This is a genomic window from Streptococcus sp. UMB0029, from assembly GCF_002871495.1.
Taxonomy (GTDB): Bacteria; Bacillota; Bacilli; order Lactobacillales; family Streptococcaceae; genus Streptococcus.
The window spans coordinates 1-17,146 of record NZ_PNGD01000013.1 but is presented as its reverse complement, the minus strand read 5'-3'; the positions used below and the strand labels follow the sequence as shown (position 1 = coordinate 17,146).

General features: G+C 42.8%; 16 protein-coding genes and 1 pseudogene. 3 read left to right on the top strand and 14 right to left on the bottom strand.

The window, feature by feature from the left end; genetic code table 11:
- Nucleotides 1–99: 99 nt before the first annotated feature.
- The 14 genes and pseudogenes from CJ239_RS09170 to nrdR all read right to left on the bottom strand — a co-directional run bounded on the left by CJ239_RS09170 (nucleotide 100) and on the right by nrdR (nucleotide 15,156).
- On the bottom strand, nucleotides 100–1,080 hold the full coding sequence (locus tag CJ239_RS09170) for an acetylxylan esterase (protein ID WP_102211335.1): 981 nt from the start codon (nucleotides 1,078–1,080) through the stop codon (nucleotides 100–102).
- 426 nt (nucleotides 1,081–1,506) lie between these two features.
- A complete protein-coding gene (gene recG / locus CJ239_RS09160; protein WP_102211334.1) occupies nucleotides 1,507–3,522 on the bottom strand; it encodes an ATP-dependent DNA helicase RecG in 2,016 nt (671 codons plus the stop codon).
- An 18-nt stretch (nucleotides 3,523–3,540) separates the two neighbouring features.
- Complete coding sequence (alr, locus tag CJ239_RS09155) at nucleotides 3,541–4,644, bottom strand: alanine racemase (RefSeq protein ID WP_102211333.1); 1,104 nt, start codon at nucleotides 4,642–4,644, stop codon at nucleotides 3,541–3,543.
- Entirely contained in the window at nucleotides 4,634–4,996 is a 363-nt protein-coding gene (gene acpS, locus CJ239_RS09150; RefSeq protein ID WP_102211332.1) for a holo-ACP synthase, read from the bottom strand. The genes alr and acpS overlap by 11 nt, the downstream gene beginning before the upstream one ends.
- Nucleotides 4,997–5,040: 44 nt before the next feature.
- Nucleotides 5,041–6,072: a 3-deoxy-7-phosphoheptulonate synthase gene (locus CJ239_RS09145; protein ID WP_102211331.1), complete on the bottom strand. Its 1,032-nt coding sequence runs from the start codon at nucleotides 6,070–6,072 to the stop codon at nucleotides 5,041–5,043.
- A 1-nt stretch (nucleotide 6,073) separates the two neighbouring features.
- Complete coding sequence (locus CJ239_RS09140; protein WP_102211330.1) at nucleotides 6,074–7,105, bottom strand: 3-deoxy-7-phosphoheptulonate synthase; 1,032 nt, start codon at nucleotides 7,103–7,105, stop codon at nucleotides 6,074–6,076.
- Nucleotides 7,106–7,185: 80 nt separating this feature from the next.
- Nucleotides 7,186–9,699, bottom strand: coding sequence for a preprotein translocase subunit SecA (gene secA, locus CJ239_RS09135; protein WP_102211329.1), 2,514 nt, complete (start codon nucleotides 9,697–9,699; stop codon nucleotides 7,186–7,188).
- Nucleotides 9,700–9,844: 145 nt separating this feature from the next.
- A complete protein-coding gene (locus tag CJ239_RS09130) occupies nucleotides 9,845–10,132 on the bottom strand; it encodes a hypothetical protein (protein WP_180958259.1) in 288 nt (95 codons plus the stop codon).
- A gap of 32 nt (nucleotides 10,133–10,164) precedes the next feature.
- A pseudogene (locus CJ239_RS09125) lies at nucleotides 10,165–10,499 on the bottom strand (hypothetical protein).
- A gap of 82 nt (nucleotides 10,500–10,581) precedes the next feature.
- Nucleotides 10,582–11,892, bottom strand: a complete 1,311-nt coding sequence (der, locus tag CJ239_RS09120; protein ID WP_001207696.1) for a ribosome biogenesis GTPase Der — start codon at nucleotides 11,890–11,892, stop codon at nucleotides 10,582–10,584.
- Between the two features lie 13 nt (nucleotides 11,893–11,905).
- Nucleotides 11,906–12,619 (bottom strand): NADPH-dependent oxidoreductase, encoded by a 714-nt coding sequence (locus CJ239_RS09115; protein ID WP_102211328.1) that lies wholly within the window; start codon nucleotides 12,617–12,619, stop codon nucleotides 11,906–11,908.
- On the bottom strand, nucleotides 12,616–13,512 hold the full coding sequence (dnaI, locus tag CJ239_RS09110) for a primosomal protein DnaI (protein WP_102211327.1): 897 nt from the start codon (nucleotides 13,510–13,512) through the stop codon (nucleotides 12,616–12,618). The genes CJ239_RS09115 and dnaI overlap by 4 nt, the downstream gene beginning before the upstream one ends.
- The gene (locus CJ239_RS09105) at nucleotides 13,513–14,682 is read right to left on the bottom strand and encodes a replication initiation and membrane attachment family protein (protein WP_102211326.1); all 1,170 of its coding nucleotides are present in this window, start codon (nucleotides 14,680–14,682) and stop codon (nucleotides 13,513–13,515) included.
- A complete protein-coding gene (gene nrdR / locus CJ239_RS09100) occupies nucleotides 14,683–15,156 on the bottom strand; it encodes a transcriptional regulator NrdR (RefSeq protein ID WP_102211325.1) in 474 nt (157 codons plus the stop codon).
- Nucleotides 15,157–15,298: 142 nt separating this feature from the next.
- Here nrdR and CJ239_RS09095 point away from each other — a divergent pair, with 142 nt between their 5' ends.
- From CJ239_RS09095 to CJ239_RS09085, 3 genes are read left to right on the top strand one after another with little or no spacing between them, the layout of a single operon-like run.
- Nucleotides 15,299–15,664 carry a GntR family transcriptional regulator gene (locus CJ239_RS09095; protein ID WP_102211324.1) on the top strand — a complete coding sequence of 122 codons (366 nt, stop codon included), beginning with the start codon at nucleotides 15,299–15,301 and terminating at the stop codon, nucleotides 15,662–15,664.
- A gap of 4 nt (nucleotides 15,665–15,668) precedes the next feature.
- On the top strand, nucleotides 15,669–16,364 hold the full coding sequence (locus CJ239_RS09090) for an ABC transporter ATP-binding protein (RefSeq protein WP_102211323.1): 696 nt from the start codon (nucleotides 15,669–15,671) through the stop codon (nucleotides 16,362–16,364).
- A gap of 15 nt (nucleotides 16,365–16,379) precedes the next feature.
- On the top strand, nucleotides 16,380–17,057 hold the full coding sequence (locus CJ239_RS09085) for a hypothetical protein (protein ID WP_257994520.1): 678 nt from the start codon (nucleotides 16,380–16,382) through the stop codon (nucleotides 17,055–17,057).
- Nucleotides 17,058–17,146: the final 89 nt, after the last annotated feature.

The following is a 17,146-nucleotide window of genomic DNA, read 5'->3' as shown; positions in this document are numbered from 1 at the left end:
AATAAGTAAAAACTCCTCCTATAGTTTCTAGTGAATTTTTATTTTTCACTATCTGCTAGAAGGGGAATATATCAGAAAGCTACTGGACTCTCGCATTCATCACTTCACATATTTAAAAGGAATCTCACTACCACAGAGCCAGTTGTAAACTTGGTCATTGACAAAAACATTCATGGCTTCGTGAGCATACTCAGGCATGATGCGATAGGCCTTATCACATGTCAGACGATTGTAAATCGCAAACTGGGTAATAGGATAGCAAACATCGTCGTCCAAGCCCGTAATCATCTTGACCTCACCCTTGATACGATGAGCAAGATTTTTCACATCGATATAGGCAAGGGTCGCCATGATATCTTCCTCAGTTTCATGGAAAGGATCGTGAAACTTGAAATATCGGAAAAATTCGTCGTAGGCCTCACTGGTATTGCCAATCTCAAGCACTCGTCTGAAGTCTGACAGGAAGGGATAGATGGCAACTGTTTTCTGAATCCGTGGATTGAGCGCTGCCGCTACCAAGGCTAGAGCGCCACCTTGTGAGGCACCATAGCTAGAAAGTCGCTTCTCATCAATCTCAGGTAGACTAGCAATAATTTCAACCAACTGGTAAATATCCAGATAAACATCCTTATAAAAGAGATGATCCCGACCTTCCACAGCACCACGGATAATATGCCCCTTAACTGTATTTCCTAGAGGAGAACGCATTCCGTCTTGCGAATAGCCCGACTGGCCCCGCACATCCATGGAAACAACACCGTAACCAGCCACAGTATAGGCCAGCATGTCAGTCCAGTCCCAGCCACGTCCCATATAACCATGGAAATGGAAGATTAGAGGAACCTTCTCCTCACTCTTTGGAAGAACGACGCGTGCATATACCTTGCCTGCATTAGTTCCTTCAAAAGTGAGCTCAAAGCACTTGACTTGGGGAATATGGAAATCTCTTTCCTCTAACTGATAGGCTGGAAGAGTGGAGACTTTTTTCACTTCCTCATCCCAGAAAACATCAAAGTCTTCTGGCACCTCATCCCTGCCTAGATAGGTCTTGATTTCTTCTAACAAAGCTGGATTTTTCATAGCATGTTCCTTTTATTCTGTAATCGTTATCACAACTGTAGCACATATAAGAAATCAACGCAAGAAAGAAAAGCAAATAGAAAGTGGTTTTAGATTCTTTATTTTTGGGATGATGAACTGAAAGTAGTTTCAAAAACAAAAAAGAGCATCCCAGCTCTTTCTTCTTATATCCAATCTTATTTTGTTGCTTCTTTCTTTTGGAAAGTGGTTTGGTAATTTACTTTAATCGTTACTGTCATCTGAGAGTCCTCGTTTCTTTTTGATGATTCTAGTATAAGGGCCAAACCTGAAAGCTAGCTTAATACTCTTCGAAAATCAAATTCAAACCACGTCAGCGTCGCCTTACCGTACTCAAGTACAGCTTGCGGCTAGCTTCCTAGTTTGCTCTTTGATTTTCATTGAGTATAAGATTTCCTTAGAGAAAACTTAATCTAGATGTTCTTTCTTCTCCAAATGAAGGGCAATCATGCGCCATTCCGGATCCTCTTGCCAGCCTTCTATCGAACTAATGTAGCTAGCAACCTTTCTGGCTTCTTCTAAAATCGGAAAATCTTCGATAATATCAGCTACTTGGAACTCTGGGAGACCTGACTGTCTGGTTCCAAAAATCTCACCCGATCCGCGCATTTTCAAATCTTCCTCCGCAAGGACAAATCCATTAGTGGTTTCTGTCATGATGCGCATGCGATCTTTCCCAGAATCAGTCTTGGGATTGGCAAAGAGAACAGCATAGGATTGCTTATCTCCCCGACCGACACGACCTCTAAGCTGGTGAAGTTGGCTGAGCCCGAACCGATCGGCATCCATGATAATCATGACGGTCGCATTGGGAACATTGACCCCGACCTCGATAACTGTCGTCGAAACCAGAATATCCGTTTTTCTCTCTTTGAACTCCTGCATAATCTGGTCTTTTTCGTCACTCTTCATCTTACCGTGTAGAAGAGCCACTTCTGCCTTGCCTGCAAAATGAACTGTCAACTCCTCAGATAAGGCAATAGCATTTTTCAAGTCCAGAGCTTCTGATTCTTCAATCAAGGGAGAAATAACATAGGCTTGGGAACCTTTTTGGATTTCCCCCTCTAACCAAGTCAAGACCTGAGGCAGTTGCTCATGTTTGATCCAGCGCGTCACAATAGGCTTCCGCCCTGCTGGCATCTGGTCAATAATGGAAACATCCATATCGCCAAAGGCTGTGATAGCAAGCGTTCGTGGAATAGGAGTCGCCGTCATCATGAGAACATCTGGATTGTCCCCTTTTTCCCGTAAAATACGCCTTTGCCCCACACCAAAACGGTGCTGCTCATCGATGATAATCAAGCCAAGACGAGCATAATCCACCCCATCCTGTATCAGAGCATGGGTTCCGATAATCAAATCAGCCTCACCCTTGGCAATGGTCTCCAAAACTTCTCTTTTTTCTGCAGCTTTTAAGGAACCTGTCAAGAGAGCCAGTTTCAAATCTGGAAAAAGGCTCTTCAAACTCTCAAAATGTTGCTCTGCTAGGATTTCTGTTGGTACCATGAGGGCTGATTGATAGCCAGCTGTCACTGCCGCAAACATGGCCAAGCCAGCGACTACCGTTTTTCCACTCCCCACATCCCCTTGCAGGAGACGATTCATGTGGTGGTTGGACTTCATGTCTGTCAAAATTTCCTGCAAACTCTTTTCCTGAGCTTGGGTCAGGGCAAAAGGCAGACTTTCTTTAACAGCCGCAACTTTTTCCTGAGACCAATCCAGAACCAGACCACTTCCCTGAACTCTATTTTCAGACTTAAGCGTCTGCAATTGCATTTGGAAATAAAAGAGCTCCTCAAACTTGATACGGCGAAGAGCCTGCTTGTATTCTGCCAAATCCTTGGGGAAATGCATGGCGCGGACTACCTGACAACGGGACATGAGTTTGTATTTGTCCAGCAAAGACTGGGGCAGATTTTCCTCTATCAAGAGGTCCAGTCCCTGATCAAAGGCCATCTTGATAACCTTGACCAGACTGGCCTGACTGATTCCCTGAGCCAGACGATAGACAGGCTGGAGATCATCCTCTACCTGAGCCAGAACCTTCATCCCTGTCAGACTAGCCTTGGCACGGTCCCATTTTCCAAAAACAGCAAGGGTTGCTCCCAACTCTATCTTATCAGCTAGATAAGGCTGGTTAAAGAAATTCACCGCAAAAACAACTTCTCCCTGTTTGAGGCTAAAACGCAGGCGATTACGCTTGAAACCATAATACTGGACACTGGCAGGAGTCACGACTTGACCAGACAGAACAGCCTTTTCTCCGTCCTCCAACTCCAGCACCTGCTTGGTTTTGAAGTCTTCATAACGGAAAGGAAAGTAGAGCAAGAGGTCTTGCAAGTTTTCAATTCCTAGTTTGGTGTATTTCTCTGCTGACTTTGGTCCCACACCAGGTAAGACATGCAAGGGTTGGTGTAGATTCATGCTCCACTCCTTTCTTTTTTAATAATATTCTCTCGGAATGCGATCGCTGAGGAGACAAACCACCTCATAGTTAATGGTTCCGCGGTAGGTTGCTACCTGAGTAGCTGTGATTTCCTTGCCTCCGTTAGAACCAATTAAGGTTACCTTAGTTCCGAGTGGGTAAACCTTAGGCAGACGAATAGTGATTTGGTCCATAGAAACCCGTCCGACGATTGGGCATGCTTGCCCATCTACCAAGACAGTGAAATTCTGCATGTCACGTGTCCAACCATCCGCATAGCCGATTGGTACGGTCGCGATGACTTGCTCGCTATCTGCCTGATAGGTGGCTCCGTAGCCCATGCAAGCTCCAGCTGGAACTGTCTTGACATGGACTAGAGCGGACTCCAAGGTCAAGGCTGGTGTCAAATCATAGGGCAAGTCCAAGACCTCTCCACTAGGATTGAGGCCATACATGGCATCTCCCATACGGACCGCGTTAAAAATAGTCTCTGCATGCCAAAGAGTCGTTGCCGAATTACTGGCATGAACCAAGTCTGGAAGACCTTTCATACTGGCCAAAATAGTTTTAAACCGTTCTAATTGCTCATTAAAGTAGTCATCTGATTCCTCATCAGCAGTAGCAAAGTGGGTAAAAATCCCTTCAACACGAGCACCGTGTTGCTTGAGCAAGTCTTGAACCTGATCAGCCTCACTGGCATCTCTAAAACCAATCCGTCCCATTCCTGAATCAATCTTGAGGTGGACTGTCAATCCTGCTAGGTCTTCCTCCCTAGATAAGAGTGCTTGAATCCACTCCAGTCCAGCCACTGTCAAGGTGATGTCATATTCTTTAGCTAGAGCAACAGCTTCGATGTCAGAAACTCCTAAAATAAGGATTTTCTTGCTGAGTCCAGCTTGTCTGAGTTCAATGGCCTCATCGATATTCGAAACGCAAAAACCATCAACATCATCTTGAATAGCCGTCGCAACAGCAACAGCCCCATGCCCATAGGCATTGGCCTTGACCACCGCCCACTTGAGCGTTTCTTGAGGGATATGAGCCCCCATTTGCTGAATATTTTGTCGAATAGCTCCCAGATGAATCAGAGCCTTGGTTGGTCTATGTGGACTAGCTTTCATGATTTTCCTCCAAAATGACACTGGCTGTCACAAACTGATCTGTATGGCTGATAGATAGCCAAATCTTTCCTGAAAATGGTGACTGACTAAAATAAGGCGCCCCACGTTCATTGTTCAAGATTTCCAAATCCTGAAAAGCGAGCTTTCCAATACCAGTTCCCATAGCCTTGGAAAAGGCCTCCTTAGCCGACCAGCGACCAGCCAAATATTCTATTTGCCTGCGCCCTTTGAGACTGGTGAAGCGTTCCATTTCCTTAGCGGTCAGCACGCGCTTAGCAAATCCTTCATGTCGTGTAACTGCGCTTTCTATCGAAGCCAATTCTTCGATATCAATTCCGTGTCCAACTATCATTCTCATCAAAAGGAGTTGAGATTCCCCAACTCCATCCTTTTCACTTATTTTGTCAAGGTAGCATAAATCTCTTCTACCAAAGCCTCTGTATTTTCCCAACCTAAGCAAGGGTCGGTAATAGAGCAACCAAAGATCTCTGGTTGATTTTGACGACCATCTGCCAAGTAAGATTCAATCATAAAACCTCGAACCGTCTTTTTGATTTTCTCATTCCAATCACGATTTTGCAAGGTCTTACGAACCACTCGAATCTGCTCCATATATTGCTTGCCTGAGTTATCATGGTTGGTGTCAATGAGAATAAAAGGATTTTCAAGCCCCATTGTTTCATAGCGTTCAATGGCATTTAGCAAGGTTTCATAGTAAAAGTTAGGCTCATTTTTCCCATATTCATTAACTGCACCACGAAGGATGACATGGGCCAAGGGATTTCCTGAAGTCTCAACTTCTTGACCATGGAAGAGGAAGGTCTGTTTGTTCTGAGCGGCATAGATGCCATTAAACATGACACTCAGATTTCCAGAGGTTGGATTTTTCATCCCTACTGGTGCATCAATTCCTGAAGCTACAAAACGGTGCTCTTGGTCTTCCACAGAACGAGCCCCCACAGCATGGTAGCTGACCAAATCATCTACCAAGACCAGATTTGACGGATAAAGCATCTCATCAGCTGTCGTCAAACCAGTCTCCGTAATCACGCGGTAGTGCAACTGGCGCACAGCCTGCAAGCCATTAATCAGGCTTGGAGCCTTAGAAGTATCTGGTTGGTGTACCAAGCCTTTATAGCCGTCTCCGTTGGTGCGAGGTTTAGCAGTATAAACCCGCATAACCATGAAAATCTTGTCCGCCACCTTCTTTTGCAAGGCAGATAAACGGCGGGCATATTCCAAGACAGCCTCTTCATTGTCAGAAGAGCAAGGACCAATCACCAAAAGAATTCTGTCATCTTCTCCTGAAATGATGTCTGCCAATTCTCTGTCACGACGCTCCTTTAGTCGCAAGGCTTCCGCAGACAATCGGGTTTCTGCTTTGATTGCTTCAATATCGATTTCTTGACCTTTTTCAATAAATGCCATCTTATTCTCCTAGCGTTTGGTAGATTTCTCTGACAAGGGCTTCCGTATTTTCCCAGCCAAGGCAAGGGTCTGTGATAGACTTGCCAAATACTTCTGGTTCGTTTTGACGGCCGTCTTCTAGATAAGACTCAATCATAAAGCCACGAACATACTGCTTGATTTTTTCATTCCAATCACGGTTAATCAAGGTCTGACGGACAATTCGAATTTGGTCCATATGTTTCTTGCCAGAGTTGTCATGATTGGTGTCCACAATGATAAAGGGGTGTTCCAAGCCCATTTTCTCATACTGGGCAATAGTATCCATCAAATTATCATAGTAGTAGTTAGGAATATTCTTACCATACTCATTGGTCGCTCCACGGAGAATGGCGTGCGAAAGCGGATTCCCAGTTGTTTCCACTTCTTTTCCTAGGAAAAGGAAGCTTTGTTTGTTTTGAGCAGCATAAATCCCATTAAACATAACATTGAGATTTCCTGAGGTCGGATTTTTAAACCCAGTCGCAAAATCTGCCCCACTTGCCACAAAGCGGTGTTGCTGGTCTTCAACTGAACGAGCACCAACCGCCATATAAGAAATCAAATCATCCACAAGTGGAAGATTTTCAGGATAAAGCATTTCATCAGCTGTTGTCATGCCTGTTTCTGTGATAACACGATAGTGAAGATGGCGAACAGCTTTGATTCCGTTGATGAGGCTAGGGGCTTCTGTCGCGTTAGGCTGGTGAATCAAGCCCTTATAGCCATCCCCGTTGGTACGGGGTTTGGCAGTATAAACACGCATAACCATAAAGATACGGTCTGCTACTTTTTCTTGTAGAGCTGCCAAACGCTTAGCGTATTCAAGAACAGCTTCTTCATTGTCAGATGAGCATGGACCGATTACCAAGAGAATCCGTTGGTCTTCTCCACGTATAATGGCTTCTAGCTCTTGATCACGCTGTGATTTTCTCTCCAAAGCTTGGCCTTCTAATTTTGATAAGGCACGAACTTCTTCAATATTAATTTTAGGACTTTTTGCTGTAAATACCATAACTCATCTCCTTATAAAGCAAACGGATACCAAGTAAAAATTTACTTTTCACAAGGTATCCGCCTCTAAACTATCTCATTTTATTTTCTTTTACCGTGACAGTTTTTAAACTTCTTACCAGAACCACATGGGCAAAGTTCATTCCGTCCAATCTGGCTCAAATCCAAATCTTCAGGCATATTTGCTTGGTGGGCAGCGATATTGCGAGTCGCTGTTGTACTGATATGGTGTTCTGCTTGTGGTCTTTCTTGTTCATGAATTTGTGCTTTCATCATCAAACGTGTCACATCAAACTCAATCGAACCAATCATATCATTAAACATACGGAAACCTTCTGCCTGATACTCAACAACAGGGTTGTTCTGAGCATAGCCACGAAGTCCAACTGCGTTACGCAATTGATCAAGAGCATCGATATGATCTGTCCACTTGTTATCTACCACTCGTAGAATCAAAACTTTTTGGAATTCTTTGACTGCTTCTTCATCACGTAGTTTTGAAACCTGACTATCGTAAACTTGCAAGGCACGTTGGAAGAGCTCTTCCTTAATAGCCTGATCAGACAAACCTAACAAGTCTTCCATCGTAATAGAATCTTCAGGAAGCAAGTTATACTTAGCAAAGTTCAAAATAGCTTCTAATTTTTCGTCCTGTTTTGAACGCGCATGACCATCAACGACACGACCAATCGTACGTTTAATCATAGCCTGAATTTCAGGTGCCAAGTCACGATCTGCAGTGATGACATCATAACGTTGAGCATAGATAATCTCACGTTGTTCACGCATGACATCATCGTATTGAAGGACTTGTTTACGGGTATCGTAGTTATTTCCTTCGACACGTTTTTGTGCTGCTTCAACCTGACGCGTCAACATACGAGACTCAATCGCCTCTTCAGACATGTTGAGACGTTCAAAAATTCCTTTCAAGCGTTCAGAACCAAAACGTTTCATCAAATCATCTTCAAGAGATAGGTAGAATTGTGACTCACCTGGGTCTCCTTGACGACCTGAACGTCCACGAAGCTGGTTATCGATACGACGGCTTTCATGACGTTCTGTACCAATCACACAAAGTCCACCTAATTCGCGAACCCCTTCACCAAGCTTGATGTCAGTACCACGACCGGCCATGTTAGTCGCAATGGTAACAGCACCACGTTGACCAGCATTCATGATGATTTGAGCTTCTTTATAGTGGTTTTTAGCGTTCAAGACTTCGTGAGGAACGCCAGCTGCGACCAATTTCTTAGAAATGTAATCACTAGTTTCAACCGCTACTGTACCAACCAAGACAGGTTGACCTTTTTGGTAACGAGCCTTAACGTCTTCGACAACCGCCTTAAACTTAGCTTCAATGCTTGCATATAGAAGATCTGAGTGGTCAATACGTTGAACAGGACGGTTGGTTGGGATTGGAATAACACGAATGTTGTAAATTTCACGGAATTCTTCTTCCTCAGTCTTACCTGTACCCGTCATACCAGACAATTTCTTGTACATACGGAAAAGGTTTTGGTAAGTGATTGAGGCAGATGTCTTGGTTTCATCCTGGATTGGCACACCTTCTTTGGCTTCAATGGCTTGGTGCAAGCCATCAGAATAACGACGACCTTCCATGGTACGACCTGTAAATTGGTCAACGATCAAGATTTCTTGCTCTTCGCTCACCACATAGTCAATATCAAGAAGCATAATGTAGTTGGCACGAAGGGCGTTATCGATAAAGTGAGTAAGAGCTACGTTTTCGATGTCATAGAGGTTTTCAAGTTTGAAGTAGCTTTCAGCCTTGTCAATCCCTGAATCAGACAAACCAATAGTCTTAGACTGCACATCGATGATGTAGTCGTCTTTGTCCAAAGATTTTACATAGTGGTCTGCCATGTGGTAGAGCTGACTTGTTTCAACCGCATTAGCACCTGATACGATCAAAGGTGTACGGGCTTCGTCAATCAAGATAGAGTCAACCTCATCGACCAAGGCATAGTTAAGCGGACGTTGTACCATGTTTTCAGCGCGAACGACCATGTTATCACGAAGGTAGTCAAATCCGATTTCTGAGTTAGTTGAGTAAGTAATATCACACTCATAGGCTTCTTTTTTCTCCATTGGAGATTTGGCAGCCAAGTTGATTCCTACTGACAAACCAAGCCAAGAGTACAATTCACCCATCTCAGTCGCGTCACGTTCTGATAGGTATTCATTGACCGTAACTACGTGAACACCTTTACCTGAAAGAGCATTGAGGTATACTGGCATGGTCGCAGTCAAGGTTTTCCCTTCCCCTGTACGCATTTCTGGCACGTCACCATGGTGAAGAACGATTCCCCCCATGACCTGAACCTTATAAGGGAAGAGACCTAGGACACGTTTAGCACCCTCACGGACAACCGCAAATGCTTCATAAAGCAATGAATCCAGTGATTCTCCATTTTGATAACGTTCTTTAAATTCAACTGTTTTTGCTTTTAGTTGGTCATCTGTCAAAGCAGCCATTTGGTCTTCGTATTTGAAAACCTTGTCAGCCATCTTTTCCAGACGACGGATTTCTCCTTTATCATTTTCGATAATTGTTTTTAAAATATTAGCCATGTTTTTCCTTACTTTAAATTCCGAATATTTTAGAATGTTCTTTTAATTTTAGCACAATTAATGATTATTTTCAAGGAAGAATCCCCATTTTGAAAAGGAAAAAGAGGCTAGTTTCCAAGCTAACCTCTCTGACTTTTATGATGCTTTAATTGCCAAAAATCGGCAAAATCGCAAATAGAATAAATAGATTTATCCAAAGAGAAAAACAGCAGATCAATCCAAAAACAAAGAGACTGACTTTCTTGGACAGCAAGGCCATCAAAATAGACAGAATTCCAAAAACTAGTAAAACTTTCTGCATGATTAAGAGATTGATAGATATTCCCAGAACTGGTTTATCCCAAGGAACAAAGAAGAAAGCAATCCAGATCAACAGAACTAATCCAATATAGACCTTAGAATAGCGTGTAATAAATGATTTTAGATGTGTCATAAACTACCTCCTATCAATAAAAACCATATAAATCAATATCTTCCACCCTTAGACTTTCCCAACTCCTTTCTTAGTCTAAGCATTTTTTTGAAGAAGATATAGATTAACCTATTCATACCAATAGCTAGCAGAATAAAAAGAAACCAAATGCCCATAACTTGATATCTGTCACATTTCTCAAGACGATATTGAAAAATAGAACTGAAATAACTGTCCAAGCAAGGCTAAAAAGAGCATAGAGAGGGATGTAAAACCAGTAAAAATAGTAAAAAATTGGGAAAAATTTACTATTTCTGTTAGCCTTTTCAATCCAGTTATCAAAATAAAAGTAAGGTGCTAAAAGTAAGAATTTAAAAAAATGTTCCAGCACGACACCTCTTTTTGATAGCGCTTTCTTTACCTTCATTCTATCAAAAAAATCTGGAAATGTCATTCCAGATTCTGCTTTGTTATTTACGTTTTCTTGCAATGAGATGGATTGGTGTTCCTTCAAAGACAAAGGCCTTACGGATTTGATTTTCCAAGAAACGCAGGTAAGAAAAGTGCATGAGTTCTTCTTCGTTGACAAAGATAACAAAGGTTGGTGGTTTGGTTGCCACTTGGGTCGCGTAGAAAATCTTAAGGCGTTTCCCTTTGTCTGTTGGTGTTGGGTTGATAGCAATAGCATCCATAATCACATCGTTCAAGACAGCTGATGGGATACGTGTGTTTTGACTTTCGCTGATTTGCTTGATCATCTCAGGAAGTTTGTGGAGACGTTGCTTGGTCAAAGCTGATACAAAGATAATCGGTGCGTAAGGTAGGTATTGGAACTGCTCACGGATATCTTCTTCCCAGTTTTTCATAGTGTGGTTATCTTTTTCAAGTGTGTCCCACTTGTTGACCACGATAATCATCCCTTTGCCAGCTTCATGAGCAAATCCTGCGATACGCTTATCGTATTCACGAATGCCTTCTTCCGCATTGATGACCATTAAGACCACATCTGAACGGTCAATAGCACGCATGGCACGCATGACAGAGTATTTCTCTGTATTTTCATAAACCTTACCAGACTTACGCATACCAGCCGTATCAATCATGGTAAACTCTTGACCATCTGTATCTGTAAAGTGGGTATCAATGGCGTCACGCGTTGTTCCAGCAACTGGACTAGCAATGACACGGTCTTCTCCCAAGATAGCATTGATCAAGCTTGATTTTCCGACGTTGGGACGACCAATCAAGCTAAACTTAATCACATCTGGATTTTCTTCTTCATATTCATTTGGAAGATTTTCTACGATGGCATCTAGCACATCCCCTGTACCGATACCATGGACAGATGAGATAGGCAGTGGTTCGCCCAAACCGAGTGCATAGAAATCATAGATATCATTTCGCATCTCAGGGTTGTCAACCTTGTTAACTGCGAGGATAACTGGTTTGTGGGTCTTATAAAGCTTACGGGCTACGTATTCGTCTGCATCGGTAATTCCTTCCTTACCAGACACGACAAAAACAATAACATCTGCTTCTTCCATGGCAATTTCTGCCTGATGCTTGATTTGTTCCATGAAAGGAGCATCGACATCATCGATTCCTCCTGTATCAATCATACTAAAAGAGCGATTGAGCCACTCACCCGTTGCATAGATACGGTCACGTGTCACTCCTTCAACATCTTCTACAATGGAGATTCGCTCACCAGCGATCCGATTAAATAGGGTTGATTTCCCAACATTGGGACGTCCTACAATGGCAATAGTTGGTAGGGCCATAATTTCTCACTTTCTACAATAACTTCTTCTGTTCAAGATTTTTTCTAGTTGAGCTTGGTTCAGCTTGTCCAAACTGTTCTGCTAGGCGCTGACTCCAGCTTGTAGTCGCACGCGCCCCAGCATAGTCAGCCTGTACACGGTCATAAGCTTGGATTGCCTCAGTTGACTGTTCTTGGTATTCTTCCTCAAAGATAACATTCTCTAGTGGCAGTCTTGGTTTCACATCATGATGTTGATTTGGCACACCCAGTGCCATCCCAAAGACAGGATAGGTGTAGTCAGGCAGGTTAAAAAGCTCTGCCACTTCTTCTGACTTGTAACGCACCAAACCGATAATCACACCACCATAGCCCAAGCTTTCAGCTGCCAACAAGGCATTTTGACCAGCAAGAGCCGCATCGACCGAACTAATCAAGATACCTTCCACCCCTTGGGGTTGGAATGAATCCGTATGAAGTCGTGCTCCCTTTTCTGCTCGGTTCAAATCTCCGACAAAGAGAAGAAAAACAGCAGACTGGCGAATGGCTTCTTGAGGCACCAATTCATACAAGGCATCTTTCTTCTCTTGACTTCGTACCACAATCACAGAGTAGGATTGGAAATTCTTCCAAGACGAGGCCATTTGGGCTGCTGTCAAGATTTCAGTCAAGTCTTCCTGAGGAAGGGCTTGCTCTTTAAACCTGCGTACTGAAATATGAGCCTTCATTAATTTGATTGTTTCTGTCATCGACGGTTTACTCCTTCTAAACGAGTCTCCTCAGCCAAATAACGGATGCGTTCCATGACCCGTCTGGCTTCCCAGGTTTCGTCATTTCCATGTTTCCCTTTCGCAAAATGCTTCTCCAAATCTTCAAAGTTGAAGTTGGAGGTGAAAAAGGTAGGTAAATCTTCCTGCATCCGATATTGGAGAATGACCTGCAGGATTTCGTCACGCACCCAAGCTGTTGATTGCTCGGCACCAATATCATCTAAAATCAGGACTTCAGAAAGCTTAAGCTCATCTACCAAGGTCTTAACATTGCCATCACTAATAGCATTTTTGACATCAATGACAAAACTAGGATAGTGGAGGAGAGTGGAGGAGACACCACGTTTTTCTGATAAATCATGGGCTAGGGCAGCTACCATGAAACTTTTACCCACACCAAAGTCTCCATACAAGTAAAGACCTTTTCGAATAGCTGGATATTGCTCCACGAAGGCTAATAACTTTTCAAAAACTGGCAAGCGCCCCAAATCATCCAAATCTACTTGAGCCAAACTAGCTTTCTTGAGACTGGCTGGCAGATTGATTAACTTGAGACGGTTCTTAATAGCCGCTTCTTTTTCCGCTGCGATTAGTTCAGGAGTTTCTTCGTAAGAAACATCCGCATAACCATGATTCATAACCAAAATAGGCTTGTAGCCTTTGGCAATATAATCCGTATCTCCACGGAGAAATTTGTCACGCTCGGTGATGTACTGATTAAACTTGGAGATACTGCGATTTAATTCCTCTGGAGTCAGGGATTCTTGCTGGATAAAGGCCGCAACATCGGGGTCCTTCATGATTTTCTGGACCAAATCTTGATAATGAAAACGGCTAGGTTGACGCTTGAGTACGTCTCCGACACTTTCCATCTAATCTCCTCCTTTTTCTAATCGAGCTAATAGTTCTTGTTTCTTACGTTCTAGTTCCAGACGAGTTTCCTCGCTGGTTTCATTCTTATAATCTGGGTTACTCCACTTGGGTACATTGGACTTGGTAGGACTGGGTTTACTAGCCTTTTGAGCCTGGCTCTTCTGACCACGCTCACGAATGCGAAGAACTGCCTCTTCTGCTGAATGAATCTTTTGATAGGCATAGTCATTGGCTACCTTCATGGCATATTTCTCATTGATATTTGCCGAATCCACCTTATTAAAGGTCAATAAGAGAATGATATTGATGACTTCGTCCAGCAAGCCCAAGCCAGCCATCTGTTGCAAGAGGTCTCTTTCTGTTTGGGTAATGGTTCCCTTGCGTGTTTGCTTGATTTCTGCTAAGAACTGCAGGGCAGTCTTGCTTTTAGCTTCTTTGATAATGGTTGCTTCCTTAGGACTAAAGTCAGAGGAAACAGGTTTTTGAGCAATTTTTTCCCGCATGCGTTTGGTTGAAATAACCTGGGAAACAGCTGTTGACTTAGCCAACTGATAGGTCTCAAACCAAGTCCACTTCTTCTCCTCAGCAATGGCAAAGAGGTTTAAGACATCGGACTGCTCATCTGCAAAACGAAGCCCATCTCGAGCCATAAGCTGATGAAAATGATCCAAGTCAAAATCATTGGCCACTTTCTTCTTGGGGATAAGGTCTTCTCCACTTCCTAGTTCTGGCAAATCTGGAAAGACTTGATTGAGTGAGACAGGTATTTCTTGACCTTCAGCACTCTCAACTTTCAAATCCTCCACAGCCGCGTCGCCAATCTTCTTCTCCAAAAGTCTACGATAAACAGGATGCTCCAAGAAGTCCTGACTCGAAAGGGGAGCATGGAGGGCTAACTGATAAACCTCCCCCTTTTGATAGAGGGTCAAGAGATTGAAAGCAGATAGGATTTTCAGGGATTTTATCAGTCTATCCATCCCAAAGTTAAGATGGTTAAGAATACTTGAAAAGAGGTATTCCTTTCTCCCGTTATCCCAAAAACTGATCGTATAAAGATAAAGGCTCAGTGCCTCCTGACCGATAATCGGGAGGTAACACTGCACCAGAGATGAGGTATCTTGCGACACCCGATTATTCTCTAAATAAGAAAAACGGTCAATTGGCTTCATTTATCTTTCCTTTTTCTTTTTAGAGGACTGGGTAATTTGTTGGAGCAGGCTCTCTAACTCACTGACATCCTTAAAACTACGATAGACACTGGCAAAACGTACATAGGTAATCTCATCCAACTCAGCCAACTCCTCCATGACGAGTGAACCAATGTCCTCACTTTGAATTTCATTTTCATTTCGACCACGGAGTTTCTGTTCGATACGATTGACTACCATGTTGATTTCATCACTTGACACAGGACGTTTCTGGGCTGAGCGGATAATCCCATTAAAGATTTTATCTCTGGAGAATTGTTCCCGTGTGCCATCTTTTTTAACAACCACTAAGGTTCTTTCTTCTACCCGTTCGTAGGTTGTAAAACGGTGTTGGCATTCATCACACTCACGTCTTCTACGAATGGTGTTCCCTTCTTCTGCTTGGCGACTATCGATGACACTAGACTTTGTAGATTCACATTTTGGACAACGCATCCTTTCCCTCCTTGTCGTTTTTCTTTTCATTATACCATTTTTTAAGTAATTCCCAAAACAATTCTTATTTTTGCTTGACAAGTTTTTTGTTTTGTTGTATTATTTGATTAGAACAAAAAAACATGCCAGAAAGGAGTACCCAATGTCCTGGATATTTGATAACAAAAAACCCATCTATTTACAGATTATGGAGAGAATCAAACTACAGATTGTTTCCCATACTCTCGAACCCAATCAGCAACTTCCAACCGTGAGAGAGTTTGCTGCCGAGGCCGGTGTCAACCCAAACACCATCCAAAGAGCCCTGTCAGAACTCGAACGTGAGGGATTTGTCTACAGCAAGCGCACCACTGGACGTTTCGTGACAGAAAATCAGGAACTGATCGCCCAATCGCGCAGACAGCTATCAGAAGAAGAATTAGAACACTTTATTTCTTCCATGACCCATTTTGGCTATGAAAAAGAAGAACTACCTGGCGTAGTTGCCGATCATATTAAAGGAGTTTAAACCTATGGCATTACTAGCATTTGAAAATGTATCCAAATCTTATGGAGCAACACCAGCCCTTGAAAATGTTTCTCTTGACATTCCAGCGGGAAAAATTGTTGGTCTCCTTGGCCCAAACGGATCAGGAAAAACAACCCTGATTAAACTAATCAATGGCCTCTTGCAACCAGATCAAGGACGCGTCCTGATCAACGACATGGACCCAAGCCCAGCAACCAAGGCTATCGTAGCTTATTTGCCGGATACGACCTATCTCAATGAACAAATGAAGGTCAAAGAAGCCCTAACCTACTTCAAGACCTTCTATAAAGATTTCAATCTTGAACGCGCCCATCATCTACTTGCAGACCTTGGCATTGATGAAAATAGTCGTCTCAAGAAATTATCAAAAGGAAACAAGGAAAAGGTACAACTGATTTTGGTTATGAGCCGTGATGCCCGCCTCTACGTTTTAGACGAACCCATTGGTGGGGTGGACCCAGCAGCCCGTGAGTATATCCTCAATACCATTATCAACAACTATTCCCCAACTTCTACCGTTTTGATTTCTACCCACTTAATTTCTGATATCGAGCCAATCTTGGATGAAATTGTCTTCCTCAAAGACGGAAAAGTCGTCCGTCAAGGCAATGTAGATGACATTCGCTATGAGTCGGGTGAATCCATTGACCAACTCTTCCGTCAGGAATTTAAGGCCTAAGTAAAGGAGATTATTATGTTTTGGAATTTAGTTCGCTACGAATTTAAAAATGTTAACAAGTGGTATTTAGCCCTCTACGCTGCTGTGCTAGCCCTTTCTGCCCTTATCGGGATACAAGCACAGACCTATAACAATCTGCCTGTCAAAGAAAGCAAACCTCTCCTACTCATTTTTCTAGCTACTGTCTTTGGTGGCTTGATGATTACACTTGGAATTTCAACCATTTTCTTGATTATTAAACGCTTTAAAGGTAGTGTCTATGACCGACAAGGCTATCTGACTTTGACCTTGCCAGTTTCTGAACACCATATCATCACAACCAAACTAATCGGTGCCTTTATCTGGTCGTTGATTAGCACTGCTGTCTTACTCCTATGTATCTATATTATCTTACTGTCAACAAATTCTGATGAAGTTCAACTTTCTATTCTTCTATCATTTATTGGAGAACATTTTACCGGCTTTGGTCTTACTGTCTTATCCTTCCTGCTTAGTACAATTTCAGGGATTCTCTGCATTTACTTGGCCATTTCCATCGGACAACTTTTCAATGAATATCGTACAGCACTCGCTGTTGTAGCCTACATTGGTATCCAAATCGTCGTTGGATTTATTGGAGTCTTCTTCAATACCAGTGCTAACTTCTATGTCAATTCACTTGCAGAATTTAATGACAATTTCTATATGGGCTAACTTCTCAAAGTAACTTCCACTTGCCTGACCAAAGTGGAAATTAGTCTAAAACGGATTTTTATGGTGGAATTAAGTGTGAGACGTTTGAG

Excerpts from the sequence above, each read along its gene's own strand:
- CJ239_RS09170 (WP_102211335.1), bottom strand. The coding sequence starts at position 1,080 with ATGAAAAATCCAGCTTTGTTAGAAGAAATCAAGACCTATCTAGGCAGG.
- recG (WP_102211334.1), bottom strand. The coding sequence starts at position 3,522 with ATGAATCTACACCAACCCTTGCATGTCTTACCTGGTGTGGGACCAAAG.
- alr (WP_102211333.1), bottom strand. The coding sequence starts at position 4,644 with ATGAAAGCTAGTCCACATAGACCAACCAAGGCTCTGATTCATCTGGGA.
- acpS (WP_102211332.1), bottom strand. The coding sequence starts at position 4,996 with ATGATAGTTGGACACGGAATTGATATCGAAGAATTGGCTTCGATAGAA.
- CJ239_RS09145 (WP_102211331.1), bottom strand. The coding sequence starts at position 6,072 with ATGGCATTTATTGAAAAAGGTCAAGAAATCGATATTGAAGCAATCAAA.
- CJ239_RS09140 (WP_102211330.1), bottom strand. The coding sequence starts at position 7,105 with ATGGTATTTACAGCAAAAAGTCCTAAAATTAATATTGAAGAAGTTCGT.
- secA (WP_102211329.1), bottom strand. The coding sequence starts at position 9,699 with ATGGCTAATATTTTAAAAACAATTATCGAAAATGATAAAGGAGAAATC.
- CJ239_RS09130 (WP_180958259.1), bottom strand. The coding sequence starts at position 10,132 with ATGACACATCTAAAATCATTTATTACACGCTATTCTAAGGTCTATATT.
- der (WP_001207696.1), bottom strand. The coding sequence starts at position 11,892 with ATGGCCCTACCAACTATTGCCATTGTAGGACGTCCCAATGTTGGGAAA.
- CJ239_RS09115 (WP_102211328.1), bottom strand. The coding sequence starts at position 12,619 with ATGACAGAAACAATCAAATTAATGAAGGCTCATATTTCAGTACGCAGG.
- dnaI (WP_102211327.1), bottom strand. The coding sequence starts at position 13,512 with ATGGAAAGTGTCGGAGACGTACTCAAGCGTCAACCTAGCCGTTTTCAT.
- CJ239_RS09105 (WP_102211326.1), bottom strand. The coding sequence starts at position 14,682 with ATGAAGCCAATTGACCGTTTTTCTTATTTAGAGAATAATCGGGTGTCG.
- nrdR (WP_102211325.1), bottom strand. The coding sequence starts at position 15,156 with ATGCGTTGTCCAAAATGTGAATCTACAAAGTCTAGTGTCATCGATAGT.
- CJ239_RS09095 (WP_102211324.1), top strand. The coding sequence starts at position 15,299 with ATGTCCTGGATATTTGATAACAAAAAACCCATCTATTTACAGATTATG.
- CJ239_RS09090 (WP_102211323.1), top strand. The coding sequence starts at position 15,669 with ATGGCATTACTAGCATTTGAAAATGTATCCAAATCTTATGGAGCAACA.
- CJ239_RS09085 (WP_257994520.1), top strand. The coding sequence starts at position 16,380 with ATGTTTTGGAATTTAGTTCGCTACGAATTTAAAAATGTTAACAAGTGG.